Here is a 21269-nt window from a genome sequence, read left to right as displayed (position 1 = left end):
CCTCGGAAAGAAATCATGGTTCAGACAATTAAGCCTGTCGTTTCCGGATAACCGGCCATCAGATTGAAATTCTGTACCGCCACACCTGCAGCCCCTTTAATCAGGTTGTCGATTGCCGAAAAGACAATCAGCTGGTTCCCCGCGGACTGCAGCGAAATATCACAATAATTGGTCCCCGCCACTTCCCGGGTCGCGGGCAGACGGTCGATGATGCGTACGAACGGCTTATCCGCATAGAAGGCACGGTAAACTTCTTTCAGATGATCCAGGCTCGTATCTTCTTTCAGGCGGGGATACATGGTCGCCAGAATTCCCCGGTTCATCGGGGTCAGGTGCGGCGTGAACGTCACTTTCACGTCTGTTCCGCCCAGCGTCGTCAGAACTTCTTCGATTTCCGGTGTATGCCGATGCGTTCCCACACCATAGGCGGTGATGCTCTCATTACATTCCGGGTAGAGCGTTCCCAGCTTTGGTTTCCGCCCCGCACCGCTGACGCCACTTTTCGCATCGATGATAATCCCCGTCGGCTCAATCAGGGAGTTGGCAATCAGAGGAGCCAGTCCCAGAATCGAGGCGCTGGTATAACAGCCGGGATTGGCGATCAGATCGGCACTGGGAATTTTGTCCGCGCCGAGCTCGGGCAGACCATAAATTGTGCTCCCCAGCCGGGTCGGATCGATGTGCACATGATGATACCACTGCTCGTAGACCGCGGGATCACTCAACCGGTAGTCGGCACTCAAATCGACCACGCGACAGCCGTCGGCAAGCAGATCCGGAATCACTTCCATACTGGCCACGTGTGGGAGAGCACAGAAGACAAAGTCGGCCCGTTCTGCAATTTCTGCCGCTGACAGATTCTCACAACGCAGATCCAGACGCCCCTCGAGAGAGTGGTGAATCTCACTGATATGCGGTGCTTCATCTGAGCGTGTGGTCAGCGCGACGATCTCGACTTCGGGATTTCGCAGCAGAATTTTGATCAGTTCCAGAGCCGCGTACCCCGTGGCTCCCATGATGGCAACTTTGGTCATTGTTCCCCGTTCCAGGTCTGTTCTCAAAAACCGTTCAGATCGGAGCGAGCCCCGCTGAACAAAATCAAAACGTACATTCTAAGCAGCTATATGGGGACGACAAGGTTGCCTGCCCCGGGGATCGCCCGCTTTCTCCAGATTTTGCAGTAACACGGGCTTCACACGAGACAGGATCAATCGAACTCCACCACTGTCGGATGCGAACCAGCGTTCTCTGCAGCCCTTGATTTATAATGGTTCTTTAGAATTGACAAAGTCAACTCTCTCACATCAAATGCCCCCGATTCTTTCAAATTAAGCGGCAAAATCAATTCTGTTTCCTTTTCAAAAAGTACCTGAAACATCACAATAAATTGATCGATTCTGGTAGTTTCTACCGACGACAATTCAATTCGCTGGCGCTCGGCGTTCCTTTCTCAAATGGCCAGGACGGTAGGTCTTCGTCAGGGGTCGCGCCGACACGCATGCTAGCTCAACACGGATTTAGAATAGAGTAGAATGTCTAACGTTGCCAAACTAGCCGCCGATGCGCTGTCTGAAGGTGGTGGAATTTTTCGACTGTCTCCTACCTGGGTTCCCCGAGCGTTCCTGCAGCCTGGTCGTCGTCTCAAACTGCATCCCAATGACTATTATGCCCTCGGAACACACCGTGGCGGGATCGATGAACGCTGGTTTGGCTCTACAACGGTCGCTACCAACGAAGGGGCACCGGATGACGAAGGCCTCAGCTACTGTGTCTTCGGCGGTGAAAAATTCACCCTGAAAGACGCCATCAGCGAACTGGGCGGCGAAATCATCGGCGACGCCATCTGGGGCAAGTACAACCGCTGGCCCGTCTACTCGAAATTCTTCGATAACATGGGTCCGATTCCGCACCACATGCACCAGAATACCGAACAGGCTGCCAAAGTTGGTCAGGAAGGAAAGCCGGAATCCTACTATTTTCCTCCCCAGCTGAACGCCATCGGGAATAACTTCCCCTACACGTTCATGGGACTGGAACCCGGAACCACCAAACAGGACGTCATCGACTGTCTGGATCGCTGGAACGAAGGCGACAACGGCATTCTGGATCTCTCCAAAGCCTATCGCCTCAAACCAGGTACCGGCTGGCTGATTCCTCCCTGCGTCCTGCACGCTCCCGGAAGCCTCCTGACCTACGAACCACAGTGGGGCAGCGATGTCTTCGGCATGTACCAGTCAATGGTGGAAGGTCGCGCCGTACACCGCTCCCTGCTCACCAAGGATTTCCCCGAAGACAAGCACGACGACAACGCCTATCTCGTCGAAGCCCTCGACTGGGAAGCCAACGTCGATCCGAACTTCAAAGAGAACAACTACCTCGAGCCGATCACCATTGGCGATACCGCCGCCGCAGGTTACATTGATCGCTGGGTCGTCTACGGGAAAGTCAATGGCGAGCAGCTCTTCACCGCTAAGGAACTGACCGTCGATCCGGGCGCAAAACTCACCCTCAAGGATACCGGCGCCTATAGCTGGATCACCGTCCAGGGTGAAGGCAAAATCGGCAACCTGCGACTGCAGACGCCCGCCATGATCCGCTTCGGCGAAATGACGGAAGACGAAGTCTTCGTCACTGAAAAAACCGCGAAAGAAGGCGTTACCATCGAAAACACCGGCAGTGAGCCTCTCGTCTCGCTCCGTTACTTCGGTCCCGACGCCTGCCCCGACGCTCCAAACGTCGGCGACCATCACAAGTAAACAGAACCGTCACACGCAACTGCCCGACCTCTCGGGCAGTTTTTATTTCGATCTGATACCTCCTGCAGACATGAAGGACCCTCTCATGAGTGATAACGCAGCCAACACCCTCCCCAAACTTCACAATGCCTCCTGGCCGGGTGTCGTCGGAAAAGGCCCTGATTCCGAGCCCCCCATCGATCTGGATACCATGCTCGACCTCACCGCAGCTGCGGAAGTGGACGGCGTCAAATTCGACGGAACAGACCTGTTCCTGTTTGATCCCCATGTCAGCATCGACTCCACCGACGATGACCTCAAACAGTTGGCTGAGAAAGTTCAGTCACGGAATCTGGTCATCGGCTCGGTCGTAGCCCCCGTCTGGCCTCCCACCGGCGGTGGATCCGCTATGGGCAGCGACGAAGAACGCGGTCAGTTCCTGGAACAGGTTCGTAAAGGCTGCGGCATCGCGAAGAAACTGCGGGAACTCGGCGTGCGTCCTTACGGCGTCGTGCGTATCGACTCCGCTGCCGGACCTGGTGACTGGGTCGCCGATCCCGATGGTAACCAGGCGAAAATCGCTGCCACCTTCAAACAGGCCGCCGACATCGCCGCCGATCATGGCGAACGACTCGCCGCTGAAGGGGAAATCTGCTGGGGCGGCATGCACAGTTGGAGACGCATGGTCCAGTTGCTGGAAATGGTCGATCGTCCTGATGTGGTTGGTTTCCAGGCAGACATGTCTCACACCCTGCTCTACCTGATGGGTTACAACGCCCCTGAAGACCGCCTGCTTCCCGAAGACTTCGACTGGAACGACGAAGCCACCTTCGATTCCGCTTACACCACTCTGACCGATGCCCTGCGTCCCTGGACCATCGACTTCCACGTCGCCCAGAACGACGGCACCGTACACGGCACCGGTTCTCACGACAAAACCGGACGGCACTGTCTGCCCAACGATCCCAACGGCAAGCTCGACATCACCAAACGGGCCGGCTACTGGCTGCGTGACGGCAAGGGTGAGCTGACAAAGAAATTCGAGCACATCTGCTGGGACGGCTGTATGTTCTCCAACGAAGTCATGATGAACCCACAGACCTGGAACGACATCCTGGCAGCCATGATCAGCGTTAGAAACGCTCACGGATGGTCCTGATTTCTCACCGCTGATCAACTGACTTAAACCTGCATTTTTAATTTTAAACGACAAGGAGTCACACCAATGACCAAACCAGTTCGCGTCGGCCTCATCGGCTACGGATTCATGGGACGTACCCACTCCAACGCTTATCGTCAGGTCAGCAAGTTTTTCGATATCGATCACACCCCCGTCTTGCAGGCCTGCTGTGCCCGCAGCGAAGACAAAATCAAAGACTTCGCCGACAACTGGGGCTGGGAATCTTACGAAACCGACTGGCGAAAACTGATTGAACGAGACGATATCGACCTGATCGACATCACTACCCCTAACAACTCGCACCACGATATCGCTATCGCCGCTGCGGAAGCCGGCAAAATGGTCCTCTGCGAAAAACCGCTGGCCATGAATGTCGCCGAAGCCGTCGCTATGACTGAAGCGATTGAAAAGGCGGGTGTCGCCAACATGGTCTGGTTCAACTACCGCCGTGTCCCTTCGATTACCCTCGCCAAACAGCTGGTGGACGAAAATCGCATCGGACGCCCTTTCCACTACCGCGCCCAGTACCTGCAGGACTGGACCATCGCCGAAGACGTTCCCCAGGGCGGTGCGACACTCTGGCGTCTGGATGCCAAAGTCGCTGGTAGCGGCGTGACCGGCGACCTGCTGGCCCACTCCATCGATTCGGCCATCTGGCTCAACGGACCAATCACTTCGGTCTCCGCAGCCACCGAAACGTTCATCAAGGAACGCGTACACCAGGAAACCGGCGAAAAGACCAAGGTCGAAATCGACGATGCCTGCATGTTCCTCGCCCGCTTTGCGAATGGCTCTATGGGAACCTTCGAAAGCTCCCGCTATGCCCGCGGACGCAAGAACTTCAACACGTTCGAACTCAACGGTGAAGCTGGCTCGGTCTACTTCGATCTGGAAGATCCGCAGATTCTGCAGTTCTTCGAATACGCCAACCCCACCACCGGCAAAAAGGTCGAAGACCACGTTACCGGCTGGCGGCGGATCCACGTCACCAACTTCGAGCATCCCTACATGGATAAATGGTGGGTTCCCGGCTGTACCATCGGTTACGAGCACACCTTCACCAATGCCCTGGCTGACTTCTTCCAGGGACTGGACACCGGCAAACCGACTCAGCCCGACTTCCGTTCCGCCCTCGAGACCCAGAAAGTCTGCGACGCGGTCCTGCAAAGTGCAAAAGAAAAGCAATGGGTCGAAATAGCATAGCATTGCAGGCAGGTCTTCTGCTATAATGCTTCCTCAATCAGAATTTACGAAAACGGGTGGCACTCCGCGTCGCCCGTTTTTGTTATAGGTAGAATCAAAAATAGACGTTAGAAAATTGGGAGTCAAAATAGTGGACCGTCATCCAATCTCACAAGAAGGTTATGATAAACTGCGTGAAGAGATCCGCCATCTCGAAAACGAAGTCCTGCCTGATATCGCTCAGAGAATCGCAGATGCCCGGGCCGAAGGAGACTTGAAAGAAAACGCAGAATACCATGCCCAGCGAGAAGCACAGGGGATGACTAACCTGAAAATCAGCAAGCTGAAATCAAAACTTGCCAGCTGCTATATTGCTGATAAATCGTCCATGCCTAAAGGGCAGGTCACCTATGGCTCCGTCGTCACCGTAAAAAACCTCGACGATGGACTGGACGAAAAGTACGAATTCGTCGGCCCGGGTGAAGAGGACTACATGGGCGAAGTCATGAAGATCCTGACCTCCAGCCCACTGGCTCAGGGTCTGCTGAACAAAAAAGTCGGAGACAAGGTGGAAGTCGACGTTCCCTCCGGGAAACTCCACTTTGAAGTTCTGGAAATTGAAGATATGGAAGACTGAGCACCGCTCGTCTGAAAATAAAAAAAGCGACGTGAAACCTGTTTCACGTCGCTTTTTTATTGGGTCAGAGACTACCTGGGGGTCCAGTCAGGCAGCGTCAGAGAACCCGGGCTTATTTCACTTTAACCATCACCCGGTTCATCAGAGGAACCGAAGGGGCGAAGGTCTGTACGATTGTGGTCACCAGCTGTTTCAGGTAGTAGCTGGAGCTGACACCGTAAACGGTGATTCCTGCATGATCGCAGCGGACTTTGATATTACGAACTTGCTGATGCGTCCCGGAAACGATCTCTGTTTCCAGTTCTTCTGCTTCCGGACATGATTCCCACTGGCTGGCAGCCGCCGACACAGATGCGGACTGTTCAACGACAGGTTTCAGGCTTTTGCGGAGACCGTCCAGGATTGTTGTTTCTTCTGCAAAGGCACGACGGGGCTTTTGTAAGATCTGCAAAGACATAGCCATTATCCAACTAAAATAAATGAGGGTCGGCTGGGATTCATACTGATTTACCAGCAATGGCGAATCATGTGCCGAAACGGGAACAGTCTCAAAAAAACTGCTCAAACGGTATGCCCACCGTAATATAAAAAAGCCATATCCAAAGCAACGGCATACACTTAGTTAATTCAACTTTGAACCCAATCTTAACCCGCTCCACATCTTCGCTACCCCCTCAATTAAGATTCCGTGTGCAACCTTTATTCGCGTCTGCCAAAAAACTGCACAAGACTCAGGCAGGAGCACCGGGCTCCGTCCCTGTAACCTGGCTATCACAACGGCCTGAGCGTTTTTACCCAATCCGCAATGTCCTGGATCACCTTTTCAGAGACATGCCCCGGAACCAGGTACTCCGTAGGGAGGCTCTTACCCTCTCCTGCCATCAGGAGGTGGTTCAACCCGGGATACGAACGCAGGCGGACATCTTTCCGTTCAGCCAGTGCCTCTTTCCAGAGCCTGAAGTCTTCCATAGTGACCTGATAGTCCCGTTCCCCCTGCAGGATCAACAGGGGCTGTGAGAGCGTTCTGGCAGCCTGGGCGGGCTGATACCCCTGCAGGTCCAGCCAGTAGCTGGCCGGCACGCCCAGAGGTAAATCCACAGCCGAAACCGACTCGCTCAATTCCATCGACCTGACTCGCTCCACCTGGACCGCCAGGGCATCAAGCTGCGCCTGCTCCTCACTGGTCACCTCCCCGTCCAGCTGGACCAGGTACCTGGTCTGGTCGAGAATCAGATCCTCCAGCGGCCTGACCGATCCAGCCAGGCTGATCAGACCAGCAACCGGCCTGCTCTCCGCTGCGATCCGGGGCAGCAGATAGCCGCCCAGGCTGTGTCCCAGCACCACTATGCGCCGAGGATCGATGCGCGGATCCCCGGCAAGCCGCTGGGCGGCAAGGGCCGCATCCTCCACTGTCTCTTCCCTGACCGTAATCCTCTGTGAAAGCAGGGCCATTTTCAGGCGATGGTGGTAAGTCCGCTTGTCGTAGCGAAGCACCGCAATCCCCCGCGAAGCGAGTCCCTGCGCCAGATCCTTGAACGGCTGATTAGGGCCAACCGTCTCATTACGGTCCTGGGGACCGGAACCATGCACCAGAATTACCGCTGGAAAGGGTCCCTCCCCGACCGGTAGCGACAGGGTTCCCGGCAGTTCCCAGAGCCCTTTACCGATCACCAGTGGTTCTTCGGTGAATTTCCGGGGATCAACATAGCCCGGTCTTTGATACTCCCCATCCGGCTTAAAAAAGAGCCCGCTGATCAGGTTGTTTTGCGCATAGACAACCCGCGCCATCACTCGATTTTTCTCAAACTGGCAGCTCACCAGCACAATCTCGTAAGGCGCTTCGATTTCGACGCGTGTGCTTTGAATCTTCTGGAACGGTCCATGCTGCTGCTCCAGAGACCCCCAGAGGGCCTGCAACCGTTCAGCGGAGAGTGCTTTGGCCATCACCGCATCAAATTCCCGGACGGCCTGGGATGCTTCCCCCCGGTCTAATTGCTCGATAAACGTCCGGGCCTGCTCAACGCGTCCCCCGCTTCCCTGCTCCGCCCCCTGGACAGGCAGCATCAACAGACAACAGATCGCCAGGAAACAGATGTTTCTGAGGAAATGCGACATCAACAATGCCCCGTTGCTTGAGGTGACCCGGAAATGAAAAACGCCCTGCCAGCCTGAATTCTCTCAGGCCGACAGGGCGTGGTCAAATCAGCAGCAATAAAGTGCCGTTATTTCAGCTCGAAGTCGACCGTATTCTCCCCTTCCTGAATCTGGGCAGAAAGTGTGGACTTCGAATTGTAGTCCGCAGGAATGAACTGTTCTTCGACCTCAATTTTTTCGCCATCGCCGGCGGAGCTGACCATTTTCTTGCCGGTCCCACGATAGCTTTTGATCTCGACACGATTCTTACCGACCGTGACTCCCTTCTCGGCAGGAATAGAGTATTTCCCGTCCTTGATGTCGGCAAACACGGCCTTGCCGGCGACTTTGCCATCAATAACTTCCCCATCGGGAATGAAACGGATTTTACCCGTCTCCAGGGGTTTTCCCCGGAAGCTGACGCTTCCTCCCACCGAGGCAGTGGAGAACTTCAGTTCCGAACTCCCACTACATCCCGGCACCAACATCAACAACAACGCAAAAAAACAGAGACTGGTCGGGCGCATCCCATCCATTTTTGATTTCCTGTAACTGTAATCAGATGAAGCAACCGGCTTTGAAACCACAAAGCCGGTTGCAGAAGTTGAACTCAATTCGATCAGAATGATCGGAGACGGCTGGAATTAAAATTCGCCCAGCACATTGTCATCCGACTTATTCCCCAGGTTCTGCCAGGTCCCCAGGTGGATGTTGTCGGAGACAAAACGGACAGAGCCATCGCAGAGCAGGATATGTACGCCGCCCACATGCTTACTGGCAGCGGGTGCATTCGCATATTCCTGGAAGGTTCGGCAGGCCAGATCATGATTCGGCGGGAAGACCGTCAGGTATGCCCAGCGAATGGAGGCATCCCCTTTGAACCAGGATTCCCCCCGATAACGGTTGGTGCTGGCAGTGGTGCTGCAGTCATCCAGCAGGCCACCACCACTGACGTTACCGTAGTTCCGGTATTCCGACCCGACCAGCAGTTCGGAGACCATCATTGTGTTCGAAGTTCCGTCGGTGATATCCCGGATCTTCGTTTTACTGTCGGTGAAGAACACCGAAGTCCCGTTGTTCTGGTAAGAGCTGCCTCCACCGGAAACCGCTCCCAGGGGGCTGTTGCCGACACATCCCGTGTAGTTGCTCGGGCCGGCACTGGAGTTGGTCAGATTCTTTCCGCCCGGATCACTGGGGCAGCGATAAACGGGCAGAATTGCGTTCCGCGCTTCGGCGTTCACCGCATTCCGTCCCGGGTCGGCAACCTGAAAGTTGATTTTGTTATACAAAGGTCCCTGATCCATGAAAGGCAGAATAAACGCCGACCAGAGCACTTTACCGGTGTTCCAGCCTTCAACCGGTCCGTAGGGATGTCCCTGTGCCCGGGTAATTCCGGGGGGAAATGTGGAATGTGTTTCCAGGTAGTTATGCAGTGCCACACCAATCTGCTTCAGATTGTTCTTACAGGTACTGCGACGGGCGGCTTCCCGCGCCTGTTGGACGGCGGGCAGCAGTAAAGCGATCAAAATAGCGATGATGGCAATCACCACCAGTAGTTCGATCAGAGTGAATCCTCGTTTGCGAGCGCTCATGGGTAACTCCAGAATCAGGTTCAAATCAATAAATACAAACATCAATCACCCGGGCAGAAGCGGGAAAGCGACCCTGAGCAGACCGTGGTCTGCAGCCTCTCTGGATGAGTGAACAGCACAAATTTAAATGCGGGTTACGTAAGCCGGGTTCAGCTACGGTATGAAAAATCAGGTTGGATGTTTACAGGTAAGTCTTCTCAGGCAGGTACGTTTCAGCAGGAGACTCTCAGGCAGGTTCACCACGGGTTTCGTAGCGAAGGGAGAGCACGGAATGCGAACACGACACTTCCATCTCGAAAGCAGTGTTCACTAGTCGATGATAGCAGACCAAAGATCCAATTCCAAGCAGGAACTCAGACTGTCTGCAAAAACCCGGCAATCTATACCGGATGTTTTCGAAACGAAATTACAGCCACAGAGGTTCAGGAGCGACCTCCAGGCGCAGAGAAAGGGCCTTCAGAAAGTTCTGAAGGCCCTTTTCTATGTAAATATCACGATCTGTTGACTGAACAGATCGATCGCTTTAAGCAAGCAGACCCTGCAGCAGGTTTTCCCCTGGTCCGTGATCATAGCAATCACTGTGATTCCAGAGAGGCAGGCCAGCAGCATAGCGAGCGGCAAGCATCAGAACTTTCTGTTCTGATCCAGGTTTGGCCTGAGTAGCTTCGTCCGGGTTGATGCCCATTTGACGGTACTCTTCTTCACCAAACAGAGCATCAAAATTAGGCTCGTAGCCATCTTCCGAGAACTCATCCTGGTAATCACCATCTTCGTAGCTGACCAGTGACTGATCATCTTCAAGTTCGTATGAAAGATTCTCAACGTCATCTGTACCCATCAAAAATGCCGACATTCTCTTCTTCTTTCTCCAACAACAATTAATAAGCCCAGGCTTTCAGCCCATACCATATGAGCAGACAAACCCTCTACGTGGAACAATAAAATTCAGTCATCTCTACCAAACCGAGAAATTCAATCGCTCGTAGCGTACGCTTCCATTGCGTTATTTGGGAGATTGAAAGCAACACCCTCCAAGGGTGTGGGAAGTTTTTATCAGGCGGGAAACTCTTCTAGTTCTGGTGTTGAAAAAACATCCCGAAAGTTCAAGGTTGCAGCTAGGCGCCGCAAGAGAGGACACCCAATTGATATCCCCTGTTTACAGGACAATTCTTGAGTTTTTATGCTAAAATGTCAACAAGATTTTTGACATTTTTGCAAACTACTCTGAAATCGAATCGCCCATAGACCCAAGTCTCCCAACGCTGGCAATTCCTGCCGATCAGCAGCCGATCGATGTTGATTTTTTCGATCACTCAAAACCGGGCCCTGGCTCACCAGATCCCACCTGAGAGCCCCTCAGAGCCCGCTCAGGGCCGGCTGATACCATATCGCTTCAACTTACGATCCAGAGTCGACCGCTCAATACCGAGGATCTGAGCGGATCGGGACTTGTTCCAGTTGGTGTTATTTAACACCGACAGGATATGTTCCTGCTCCACCTCTTCCAGAGAGATCTCCCGGAAGCCTCTGTGCACAGCCGGCAGCACACTTTGAGGATCACTCTCCATCCCCACCGCGGAGAGCTGAATGTCCTCCGCATCCACCACATCACTCGTACACAGGATAAAAGCCCGCTCGATCGTATTCTGCAGTTCGCGGACATTGCCCGGCCAGTGATACGATTCCAGCAGAGCCTCGGCCTGGTCAGTGAACCCGCGTATTGGTCGCCCCGTTTTAGTCACGAACCGGTTCAGGAAGTAGTTCGCCAGCAACAGAATATCATCCGCACGCACCCGCAACGGATCAACACTCACCTCTACCACATGCAGCCGGAAATACAGGTCCTGCCGAAACGTCCCCTTGGCAACCGCCTTCTCCATATCGCGGTTCGTCGCCGCCACGACACGGACATCCACGTCAATCGAGGCACTCCCCCCGACCCGCTCGAAGGAGTGTCCTTCCAGCACGCGCAGAAACTTCGCCTGGACCGCCAGGGACATCTCCCCGACTTCATCCAGAAACAGCGACCCGCGGTGCGCCTGTTCGAATTTCCCGGGCTTCTGACTCGTCGCACCGGTGAAGGCCCCTTTCTCGTGGCCGAACAGTTCGCTCTCCAGCAGCCCCTCACTTAACGCCGCACAGTTCATACAGACGAACGGCTGCTTCTTCCGATGACTGTTGAAGTGGATCGCCCGGGCCACCAGTTCTTTCCCGACCCCACTCTCCCCCCGGATCAATACGCTCGCATCCGTCGGGGCGATGCGGAGAATCTGTTCCTTCAACGCCACCATGCTCGGGCTCTGCCCCACCAGCTCGCTCTCCAGTTCCAGCTGTTCGCGGAGTGCCTTGTTCTCCCCCTCCATCCGAGCCAGACCGTCTGAGAGCTGCAGTTTCTCACTCAGGTTCTGCAGTGATACCGCCAGCTGATCGGCGAGCGCCAGCGTGAATTCCAGATCCTCTGAATCCAGTGGATTATCCGGGTTGGTCGAATAGAGGTGGATCAGCCCCGACACTCCGTTCTTGTTACGCAGCGGAGCACAGATCACGCTCTGGGCATGAATCTTCCCCAGGCTGTCGCGTGTCGAGAGCTTGCTGTCGTCGGCGATGTTGTGCGCCAGCAGCGCATCCCCCTCGTCGAAGACCATCTTGGAAAGGTAGTCGGACGGCTTTCGATAAGGCAGCTCATCCACGGACTGAAAGGCGATCACCCTCAGATTTTCCGGCTTGCGGGGCAGGCTTTTACTCGGATCGAGGTTCAGAATCGCACCAATGTCGGCACTCGTTCCTTCAAACAGGCCGTTCAGCACGATCTGGCACAGCTCCTGTTCGGACTGGGCATTCCCCATCTCCAGGGCCAGTCGATACAGACGCCCCAGTTCCCGGCTGGCACGATCTCGATCGATCTGTGACGCGGGGGGCGGCGTGTGAAACCGGGTGTGGCTTTTGCGCTGAACAATCTCGGGCATATTCAGCTCATCCCAACTCGACTGCTGCCCGACTCCCATCGTCTCGCTGTCGATCACCGCACTCGAACCGTCCGAAGTCGGACGCGCAGAGAATCGCGAGACATCGAAGGTGAAGATCGCCTCGCTGTCACCGATCTCAACCACATCCCCTTCCTGCAGTCGATGGTCCTGCGAAATCGCGAGGCCCTGCACCAATGTGCCGTTACGGCTGCCCAGATCGCGAATGTACCAGCCACCATCGCTGTAGAAGATCTCACAGTGGCTGCGGCTGCAGACTTCGTCGTCCAGTACGATTCGATTGGTCGGAGCACGCCCGATGGTCGTCACCTGGCGGTCCACCAGACGGTAGACCTTGCCCCGTTCGTCCACTTCCTGCACGATCAGGTAGGCCACCGTTGAGGCAGTCTTGGAATTTTGTTTTTCAGAATTATGCATAGATAATTACGCAGGAAAGAACACACAGACCTCCGGCCCGTGCACCTGATGCCTCATGAAAGAACTGACAGGCATGCGTTTCGCAAACATTGCCGAAACCCGTACGCCCTGTTTACTTACGATAGCCCTATCAAATATTATATTCAATTAACTTGCACCAGAACATAAAATTCGTCAAGCTAATCCTGTGAAATCTCAATAACATCCTGCCTGTAATTCCGCATATAGAGAATCTCCCATGAAAGATTTACTGCCTTCCCGTGCGTTCTCTCCTGCCCTGAAGTTCACAGCAGCCCTCTGCTTCTGCCTGCTGGCGTTTTCCTCCATTCAGGCCGAAAACTGGCCTCGTTTCCGGGGGATTGACGGATCTGGCCTCTCCAGCGAGAAGGGCTTCCCCCAAAGCTGGACCGAAAAGGACTACGCCTGGCACAAAGAACTCCCGGGCCTCGGACACTCCTCTCCCTCCATCTGGGGAGACAACCTGTTCGTCACCGCCGCCCTGGGTGAAGGCGAAACACGCTACCTGTTCTGCCTCGATCCCAAAACCGGGGAAGAAAAGTGGAAGCGGGAAACCAAACTGAAAAAGAGCCACAAGCACCGCAAAGGCAGTTGGGCCTCCAGCACGCCGGCCACTGACGGCGAGCACGTCTACGTCGAATTCGCCGACGAAGAATCTTACATGCTCATCTGCTACGACTTCAAAGGCAACAAGATCTGGGAACGCGACCTGGGCTCCTTCACCAGCCAGCACGGTCACGGTAGCTCTCCCATGATCTACAAGAACCTGGTCATCGCCACCAACGATCAGCAGGGGCCCAGCTCGGTCACTGCCTTCAACAAGCTCAACGGAGAAATCGTCTGGAAAGCCGACCGGGCCGTCCGGAGAACCTCTTACGCCACTCCAATTATCATCGAACACCCCAACACCGGACCACAGCTGATCTGCGTCAGTGGGGCCACCGGTATCAGCAGCCTCAACCCGGAAAACGGTAAAGTCAACTGGACTACCGGCGAATTTCCGATGCGAACCGTCTCCTCACCCGTCTACGGCGAAGGACTCATTTTCGCCACCTGTGGCGGCGGAGGTCGCGGCAAGCTGCTCTACGGCGTCGATCCCACCGGGTCAGGAAACATCAAGGAAACCCACATCAAATACGAACGGTCCACCAAGCTGCCTTATGTGCCGACCCCCGTTGTCTATGAAGGACACCTCTACCTCTGGGGCGATGCCGGCGTGATCAGCTGTGTTGATCTCGCCACCCAGAAGAACGTCTGGACCGAACGTATCGCTGGCGACTACAGCAGCTCCCCCGTCTGCATTAACGGCGTCCTGTATTGCATCGACGAAAATGGCGAAGTCGCCATGGTCGACGCCTCTCCCAACTTCAAAGCTTACGAAAAAATCAAGCTCGGAGATCAGAGCCACGCTACCGTGGTCGTCGCCAACGGACGCATGTTCCTGCGAACCTTCAAGAACCTCTACTGCCTCGAAGCCCAAAAGTAAGCACAGGCGTGATGGATACAGAATTAGAAAAAACTGATTCATATCAATCACGGGTTCTGTTATAATTCAGCTACAACGGTATGACGGGCTTCCGCGTTCTCTGGAAGCCCGTTCCATTTCCTTTTGACAGACTCTCCAGACGAGATACCGGGCCATCTCAAATCTGTCAGTGACTCTAATTGAAATTTTGATAAAGAAGGACTGACCATGCCCGCTTGGCCCGGCGGCCCCTGTCCACGCTGTGGGGAGGACATGCCTGCGAACCTCGTTCACTGCCAGACCTGCCGTGAGCTGCTGAATGAAGACCTCGAACACGACACCGTCGAGATCCCCGCCTTTCACCCGCTCAAGGAACTCGCTGTCCGCATTGACGCCTTTCCGATCGGCTTCTACTTCCAGTGCCCCGACTGTAGCAAAGAACTCCGGGTCCACAAAAAGTACCTGGGCAAACAGGTCAGCTGCAACTTCTGTCAGTCCACAATCCAGCTCCCGGACGAATCCCGCAGCCATGTCGCTTCCGCGTTCTACACGAAGTGCCCACACTGCAAAGAAGAGCTGCGCATCGCCCGCAAGTACCTGGGTTCTGTCGCCGCCTGCAAGTTCTGCAAGGGCCATATTCAGCTGCTGGAAAAACCCGCCGACCCGGTCGACAGTTGAAGCCTCAGGCTCACTGGAGCACCTGTTCCGTCGCCTGTCCGACAGCCTGCTCACTCTCAGCCGCCTCTTCCGCACTCTGCCAGGTGACATCCGCCTGAGCGGGCCGCGTCTTATACAGCTCGCCCTGCTCATTGAACAGCAACGCGACATTCATGTGCCAGCGGTTGCCGTTCTCCTGCTCCCACAGATCGCAGTAATAGATGGACGGACTGGAAGCAAATTCTCCACTGATGCCGGCGTCCGTCAGCTTTTGAATCGCCTCGGCTTTCGGCGTACCCAAAGGAGCGATCGCCAGGATCTTCTGCGACTGCTCTTCAAACACCAGCGGGGCAGGTACCACGCGACGCACGCCAGTGCAGGCATTCAGGAGACAGACGCACGACACGCCCAGCATCCACGCCAGCAGCAATCTTCGGAGCTGCTGCGGTCGGTACGATACTCGCTTTAAGTGAGTCATACTCTCCTGCCTCCCTGCGGATCAAAACGAGAAACCCAGGCCTGTCTAAGCCCACAGGCGGGAACGATGACTGAATTTACCAGATCCGTCCCGTTTTGCGTATGGCAATTTTCGCTCTCCCCACAGCCAGGTACCAACGCAAACAGCCGGACCTGTTAAAAACAGATCCGGCTGGAATTTGGCTTATTTCAGCAGAAAAGGCAGATTATGCTGCCAGAGCTGCCTGTGCTGCTTTGACGATCTCATCGAAGATCTGAGGCTGAGAAATCGCCAGCTCGCTGAGAGACTTCCGGTTCAGCGTGATGCCCGCTTTGGACAGACCATTAATGAACTGAGAATAGTTCGTACCCCGTGCACGACAGGCAGCGGTAATACGGGTAATCCACAGAGCGCGGAATTCACGTTTGCGAACCCGACGGTCACGGTAGGCGTAAGCACGAGACCGAATGATTGTTTCTTTTACGGTACGCAACAATTTGCTGCGGCCACCGTAATTACCACGGGCTTCTTTAAACAGTCTTTTCTTGGCTCGACGTCGAGCTGAACCTTTGCTAACTCGCATTATTACTTTCCAACTGAATGTGTAATCTGGATTCTGTCAGGATCGTTTCCCCGCGTGCCGTCGTCAGGGGAATCGGGAACGGTTTAAGAACCGGGACGCAGGGCTTCCACGATCAGCTTCGCTTCCGTTCCGGTCACGACGCCATCGCTACGCAGACCGATTTTCCGCTTGGGGCTCTTCTTGCTCAGAATGTGGCCCCGAAATGCTTTGCGGTGCTTGGCTTTTCCTGAAGCGGTAATCTTAAAACGCTTCTTCAATCCTTTGTGAGTCTTTTGCTTGGGCATTGTTCTTCAATCTTCGTAAATGACTTCAGCCTTCGCCGGCTCTCTGACACAACAGAGTTTCAAAGCGTAAGTCCTGAATGACACTATCTATATATCTCTTTACCGGACCAGATTTCACCCGGTCAACAGCAAAGAATACTGTTCATAAAAACAGAAACCACAACGGTAGCGCTGTAGATTGATCGGGCAGTATAATCAGCCTCCCCTCTGGTTTTCCACCGAAACGGGAGTAAATTCCGTATTCCTGCAGAGAAAAAAACCGATTTCCCGAAAACTCGCGTTCTCCAGTCGACGTGAACGCTCGGAATCCTTCAATCTCGCGGGCGATGACTCCCGCTGCAGGTCATTCAGCAGTGGCTCAACCAGGAAAATGTAAACATGCGACCACATCGCCAGCGTATTCACCCGCGTCAGGCCTGGCCTGCTTCCGCCTGCTTGATCCGCTGCTCGATGATATCTTTGGGTACCGCCAGCATTTTTTCAATGCTGATCGCCTTATGCCCCTTATAAACACCCGGATAAGCCGTGAAGACCGGCGCCCCTTCAATTTCCACCGTCAGGCTCTGGGCACTCCCCTTGTTACACATGATTACGTCACCGACCGCCAGATTCATCACCTCACCCGCAGTCAGCCGACTGTGATCCAGCTCTACCTTCATCTCGATCTTGGACTTGGAGACACTCGCTTCCAGATTCAACTGCTGACGCATGTCAGGCGTTTTCTTCTTATAAGCCGACCAGGTATCTGAAGTCAGCTTGTTCGACAGCGGCTCAATTGTATTGAAGGGAATACAGAGGTTGATAATGCCCCGGGTCTCCCCCATCGTCACTTCGAAAGAGATCAGCACGATCACTTCGTTCGGGGGCACGATCTGAACCAGCTGAGGATTGCTTTCCACCTGGGAAACCCGCAGCTTCCAGTCGCAGAGGTTACTCCAGGCAGATTCGATCCCCTCAATCGCCAGGCCGGTAATACGCGACACCAGGCGGATTTCGATTTCGGTAAGAGCCCGGTTGGGGTAGGCACCGTGGGTGTGGCCATCCCCTCCCAGCAGCCGGTCGATGATCGGGAAGATAATCGAAGGGCTGATATCCAGAATAATATGCCCGTCCAGAGTCTCGGATTCGAGCAGGTTGAAGCAGGTCGGGTTTTCCAGACTGAAGACGAATTCAGAATACGTCAGCTGGTCCACGCTGATCAGTTTGACTTCAATAATCGACCGCAGCATCCCGCTGAGTGCCGCCCCGAACTCCCGGCTGAAGCTTTCATGCAAAGCGCGAAACGCCCGCATCTGCTCTTTACTGACGCGTTCCGGGCGTTTGAAGTCGTAGATGCTGATCTGGGAATTGAAATCGGTATTCCGGGCCGCCGGTCGACTCCCTCCACCGGAAGAGCCGGCAGATGGATCCAGCGCCGATAACAACGATTCCACTTCATTTTGACTGAGTACGTCTGCCATCCCTGGCCTCCCTGTAATTCACAGCCCGCCGGGATATGAGGCTCACCGGCCGGGTCGCAAAAACTTGTTTCCCCTCTATTCTCTGATCTGCCCTGCTCCGTGGGCCACGTATTTATAACTCGTCAATTCGTTGAGCCCACAGGGGCCCCGTGCATGAAATTTGTCTGTACTGATGCCGATCTCCGCTCCCAGGCCGAACTCGCCACCATCATTGAAACGCGTGCTGGCATTCACGATCACAGCCGCAGAATCAACCTCGGTCGTGAACTTCTCTGCTGCCGCCAGTTCGGTCGTAATGATGGATTCGGTATGTCCCGAACCGTACTGATGAATGTGCTCAATCGCAGCATCCATATCCTCAACGACCTTAACCGACAGGATCTTCGCCCCGTACTCGGTGCCATAATCTTCCTCGGTCGCAGGCACCCCGGTTCCCACCAGTTCCAGAGAACGGGGGCAACACCGCAGCTCAACCCCTGCATCCAGCAGCGCTTTCGCGACTTCGGGCAATAACGTCTCTGCGACGTCAGCGTGCACCAGCAGGCACTCGGCGGCATTACACACACCGGGCCGTTGACACTTACTGTTGACTGTAATCCGCTTTGACAGTTCCGGATCTGCCGTCTTATCGAGGTAGACGTGGCAGATCCCGTCGAAATGCTTGATCACAGGCATCGTGGCATCACGGGCCACACGCTCGATCAGCCCCTTACCGCCACGGGGAATGGTCACATCAATGTATTTGTTCAACTTCAGAAAATGCCCCACCGCTTCGCGATCGGTGGTCTCCACCAGTTGGACGGCCTGCTCAGGCAGCCCCACGTCGCGGAGCCCTTCCTGCAGTAGCTGATAAAAGGCCATATTGCTGTGAAAGGCTTCTTTTCCGCCGCGTAAGATCACCGCGTTGCCGCTCTTCACGCATAATGCGGCCGCATCGATGGTCACGTTCGGACGCGACTCATAAATGAAGAACACCACGCCCAGAGGCACCCGCACCCGGGTCACCAGCAGCCCGTTGGGACGCATGTTACTGTCAATCACTTCGCCAACCGGATTAGGTAAAGCCATGATCTCTTCCAGCGCCGTGATGATGCCCTCGAGCCGCGCTGCGGTCAATCGCAGACGGTCGATCGACGCTTCCGACAAACCATATTCGGGAGCCTGCTCGATATCGCGTTCGTTCGCAGCCAGTAAATCAGGAGTCCGTTCCCGAATCAGTTCGGTCATCCGGCGGAGCCAGGCATTTTTCTGGTTCCCATTAGCGGAAACCAGTTTACGCGACGCAGCGCGGGCCTGCTGAGCCAGTTGTTCTGTGTATTGCGCCAGGTCTAATTCGGTCGTACTACTCATAGCTTCAAGCGATCTAAGCAGGGATTCACCGGCCCCTGCCACCGGGTTAATCTGAAACAGATAACAGCTGTGGAATGTGGATTCTCTAAAATATTGACACAGACTTCACCCGAGCGGTGCGCTTCTGTATCGCCCACCGCAGTCCAGACGAACCGGGTTCCGCATTCCGAAGTATCAGCAATCAGCGGAAATGTGTCAACGCGGGATCACTTTTCGCGCTGATAACCTTCTAATTTTATCTATTTTAAACACTCTCCGGAAGAATTTGAGTTCCCGGAGAGATCTGTGTTCAGAATTGCCAGTCGGAATACAGCTTGGAACGAAACTCGTGCCATTCCGCATTCTTGGTCTTGGTACCACAGCTTTCAACCATTTCTGCTGACCATTTATCCATGGTCCTCAGACGGTCAGACATGATTCGCACGGTATTATAAACGACTTTCTGCGCCCCGCTGACTCCCGCTTTCAGCAGTTGATCGAAGTTGTTCCAGGGAATCCGCACGATGGACACATCGGAAGTCGCCACCACACTCGCCGAATGCGGAGCCGGTTTGAAAAAGGACATTTCACCAAAAATGGACAGGGGCCCCAACTCGGTCAATGTCTGTTCATCTCCGTTGGAAAGCTGCTTGCGAACCTCGCAGGTACCGCGCTGAATGATCCAGAGATAACGTGTCGAATTGCCTTCATCCAGAATGCGGACCCCTTCCGGAAAATCCTCTGTCTCAGCCTGGTCGAGCAATTCGTCCATTTCCTCCGGCGTAACTGACTGAAACAACACGCAGTCATTGATCAGCTGCTCTGTGGAAACCATTTATATCACCTCTTCTATAGCGCCTGGTGTAAAATTAAGTTAGCTTTTGATCACTGCCAGATCATGGCTGTGATCCCTTTAAAAACCGCGATCAGATGCCTCCCATCACGGTGGCCCGCCCCACACGACCTATGCCCAGAATATAGGCGGCAATGCGGAGTGAGACTTTTTTATCAGTGGCAATCTTCCAGACAAGCTCAAAGCTGTCATCCATAATACGGTCTAACTCGGAACGAACGCGAGCTTTTTCCCAGCTGAAGTGCTGTCTGTTCTGAACCCATTCGAAGTAACTGACGGTTACTCCGCCGGCATTGGCTAGAATATCGGGCACCACCACGATCTCATTTTTCGAGAAAATTTCATCCGCATCCGGGTCAGTCGGGTTGTTAGCGGCTTCAATGATGCACCGCGCCCGGACCTCTTTGGCGTTCTCTTTCGTCAGCACGCCCCCGAGGGCTGCCGGAATCAGCACGGTCACATTGGAAGCCAGAACTTCATCGTTCGAAATCGCTTCCGTCTCCGGAAACCCGCGCACGGCTTTGGTATCTTTACAGTACTCCATCAGCTTGGGGATGTTGATGCCATCTGCACAGTAAATCCCCCCGCTGGCATCGGAAACTGCGACAATCTTGGCTCCGAACTCATCCAGAAATTGTGCGGCAAAACTCCCTACGTTGCCGAATCCCTGAATCGCCACCGTCGCACCGGCCAGATCGATTTTCATATGATCCAGCGTCTGCCGCGTGATCATCGCCACACCGCGGCCCGTCGCCTCTTCACGTCCATCTGCGCCATGGAGTTCCAGTGGTTTACCGGTCACACAGGCCGGGTTGAAGCCACAATACTTTTCATACTGGTTCATAATCCAGGCCATCACCTGGGCGTTGGTTCCCATGTCCGGGGCCGGAATATCCTTAAGGGGACCGATCACATCGTAGATCTTGTCGATAAACTTGCGGGTCACCCGCTCCAGTTCTCCCTGGGACAGCTTGGACACATCGACGGAGATGCCCCCTTTGGCTCCTCCGTATGGAATGTTGACCAGCGCGGTCTTCCAGGTCATCAGGGACGCCAGTGCCAGCACTTCATCACCGTTCACTTCGGGGTGAAAACGCAGTCCCCCTTTCATGGGCCCGCGGGAGCTGTCGTGCTGCACCCGGTAACCGATGTAAGTGGCAATTTCTCCGTTGTCGCGTTCGATCGCAACTTCTACCTTGACCTCGCGCTCCGGCGTCCTGAGCAGCTCCTGCATGTTCCGCGAAAGCCCCACCTGACGGGAAGCCTGGTCGAAGTAACGGCATGCGGTCTCGTATGAACTCAT

20 protein-coding genes are annotated in these 21269 nt (G+C 54.7%); 6 read left to right on the top strand and 14 right to left on the bottom strand.

Annotated features, from left to right (window positions below; genetic code table 11):
- Nucleotides 1-20: 20 nt before the first annotated feature.
- Nucleotides 21-1034, bottom strand: a complete 1014-nt coding sequence (gene argC / locus HG66A1_RS06225; RefSeq protein WP_145181339.1) for an N-acetyl-gamma-glutamyl-phosphate reductase — start codon at nucleotides 1032-1034, stop codon at nucleotides 21-23.
- 498 nt (nucleotides 1035-1532) lie between these two features.
- Here argC and HG66A1_RS06220 point away from each other — a divergent pair, with 498 nt between their 5' ends.
- The 4 genes from HG66A1_RS06220 to greA all read left to right on the top strand — a co-directional run bounded on the left by HG66A1_RS06220 (nucleotide 1533) and on the right by greA (nucleotide 5734).
- Nucleotides 1533-2756, top strand: coding sequence for a hypothetical protein (locus HG66A1_RS06220; RefSeq protein WP_145181338.1), 1224 nt, complete (start codon nucleotides 1533-1535; stop codon nucleotides 2754-2756).
- A gap of 85 nt (nucleotides 2757-2841) precedes the next feature.
- On the top strand, nucleotides 2842-3894 hold the full coding sequence (locus tag HG66A1_RS06215; RefSeq protein ID WP_145181337.1) for a sugar phosphate isomerase/epimerase family protein: 1053 nt from the start codon (nucleotides 2842-2844) through the stop codon (nucleotides 3892-3894).
- A 66-nt stretch (nucleotides 3895-3960) separates the two neighbouring features.
- On the top strand, nucleotides 3961-5118 hold the full coding sequence (locus HG66A1_RS06210; protein ID WP_145181336.1) for a Gfo/Idh/MocA family protein: 1158 nt from the start codon (nucleotides 3961-3963) through the stop codon (nucleotides 5116-5118).
- Nucleotides 5119-5245: 127 nt separating this feature from the next.
- Nucleotides 5246-5734, top strand: coding sequence for a transcription elongation factor GreA (greA, locus tag HG66A1_RS06205; protein ID WP_187782036.1), 489 nt, complete (start codon nucleotides 5246-5248; stop codon nucleotides 5732-5734).
- A gap of 112 nt (nucleotides 5735-5846) precedes the next feature.
- Here the strand turns inward: greA and HG66A1_RS06200 are convergent, their stop codons facing one another.
- The 6 genes from HG66A1_RS06200 to HG66A1_RS06175 form a co-directional block, all read right to left on the bottom strand.
- Nucleotides 5847-6191, bottom strand: a complete 345-nt coding sequence (locus tag HG66A1_RS06200) for a hypothetical protein (protein WP_145181335.1) — start codon at nucleotides 6189-6191, stop codon at nucleotides 5847-5849.
- A gap of 314 nt (nucleotides 6192-6505) precedes the next feature.
- Nucleotides 6506-7849 (bottom strand): alpha/beta fold hydrolase, encoded by a 1344-nt coding sequence (locus tag HG66A1_RS06195; protein ID WP_145181334.1) that lies wholly within the window; start codon nucleotides 7847-7849, stop codon nucleotides 6506-6508.
- 107 nt (nucleotides 7850-7956) lie between these two features.
- Nucleotides 7957-8403: a hypothetical protein gene (locus HG66A1_RS06190; RefSeq protein ID WP_145181333.1), complete on the bottom strand. Its 447-nt coding sequence runs from the start codon at nucleotides 8401-8403 to the stop codon at nucleotides 7957-7959.
- Between the two features lie 108 nt (nucleotides 8404-8511).
- Nucleotides 8512-9459: a DUF1559 domain-containing protein gene (locus tag HG66A1_RS06185; RefSeq protein WP_145181332.1), complete on the bottom strand. Its 948-nt coding sequence runs from the start codon at nucleotides 9457-9459 to the stop codon at nucleotides 8512-8514.
- Between the two features lie 523 nt (nucleotides 9460-9982).
- Entirely contained in the window at nucleotides 9983-10312 is a 330-nt protein-coding gene (locus HG66A1_RS06180; RefSeq protein WP_145181331.1) for a hypothetical protein, read from the bottom strand.
- A gap of 514 nt (nucleotides 10313-10826) precedes the next feature.
- Entirely contained in the window at nucleotides 10827-12860 is a 2034-nt protein-coding gene (locus tag HG66A1_RS06175; RefSeq protein ID WP_145181330.1) for a sigma 54-interacting transcriptional regulator, read from the bottom strand.
- Between the two features lie 238 nt (nucleotides 12861-13098).
- Between HG66A1_RS06175 and HG66A1_RS06170 the strand changes: the two genes are divergently transcribed.
- A complete protein-coding gene (locus HG66A1_RS06170; RefSeq protein ID WP_145181329.1) occupies nucleotides 13099-14364 on the top strand; it encodes a PQQ-binding-like beta-propeller repeat protein in 1266 nt (421 codons plus the stop codon).
- A gap of 207 nt (nucleotides 14365-14571) precedes the next feature.
- Nucleotides 14572-15021: a hypothetical protein gene (locus tag HG66A1_RS06165; RefSeq protein ID WP_145181328.1), complete on the top strand. Its 450-nt coding sequence runs from the start codon at nucleotides 14572-14574 to the stop codon at nucleotides 15019-15021.
- Nucleotides 15022-15031: 10 nt separating this feature from the next.
- Here HG66A1_RS06165 and HG66A1_RS06160 read toward each other — a convergent pair whose 3' ends face one another.
- The 7 genes from HG66A1_RS06160 to HG66A1_RS06130 form a co-directional block, all read right to left on the bottom strand.
- Nucleotides 15032-15478 carry a hypothetical protein gene (locus HG66A1_RS06160; RefSeq protein WP_145181327.1) on the bottom strand — a complete coding sequence of 149 codons (447 nt, stop codon included), beginning with the start codon at nucleotides 15476-15478 and terminating at the stop codon, nucleotides 15032-15034.
- A 205-nt stretch (nucleotides 15479-15683) separates the two neighbouring features.
- Entirely contained in the window at nucleotides 15684-16040 is a 357-nt protein-coding gene (gene rplT / locus HG66A1_RS06155; RefSeq protein WP_145037588.1) for a 50S ribosomal protein L20, read from the bottom strand.
- A gap of 83 nt (nucleotides 16041-16123) precedes the next feature.
- Nucleotides 16124-16324 carry a 50S ribosomal protein L35 gene (rpmI, locus tag HG66A1_RS06150; RefSeq protein WP_145037587.1) on the bottom strand — a complete coding sequence of 67 codons (201 nt, stop codon included), beginning with the start codon at nucleotides 16322-16324 and terminating at the stop codon, nucleotides 16124-16126.
- Nucleotides 16325-16734: 410 nt separating this feature from the next.
- Nucleotides 16735-17784: a flagellar motor switch protein FliM gene (fliM, locus tag HG66A1_RS06145; protein ID WP_145181326.1), complete on the bottom strand. Its 1050-nt coding sequence runs from the start codon at nucleotides 17782-17784 to the stop codon at nucleotides 16735-16737.
- Between the two features lie 75 nt (nucleotides 17785-17859).
- On the bottom strand, nucleotides 17860-19134 hold the full coding sequence (locus tag HG66A1_RS06140) for a glutamate-5-semialdehyde dehydrogenase (protein ID WP_145181325.1): 1275 nt from the start codon (nucleotides 19132-19134) through the stop codon (nucleotides 17860-17862).
- Between the two features lie 289 nt (nucleotides 19135-19423).
- On the bottom strand, nucleotides 19424-19948 hold the full coding sequence (locus HG66A1_RS06135; RefSeq protein ID WP_145181324.1) for a Crp/Fnr family transcriptional regulator: 525 nt from the start codon (nucleotides 19946-19948) through the stop codon (nucleotides 19424-19426).
- Nucleotides 19949-20039: 91 nt separating this feature from the next.
- On the bottom strand, nucleotides 20040-21269 hold the full coding sequence (locus HG66A1_RS06130; RefSeq protein ID WP_145181323.1) for a Glu/Leu/Phe/Val family dehydrogenase: 1230 nt from the start codon (nucleotides 21267-21269) through the stop codon (nucleotides 20040-20042).

This window comes from Gimesia chilikensis (assembly GCF_007744075.1).
Taxonomy (GTDB): Bacteria; Planctomycetota; Planctomycetia; order Planctomycetales; family Planctomycetaceae; genus Gimesia; species Gimesia chilikensis_A.
The sequence above is the reverse complement of the archived record's forward strand: the minus strand, read 5'-3'. Positions and strand labels throughout refer to the sequence as shown.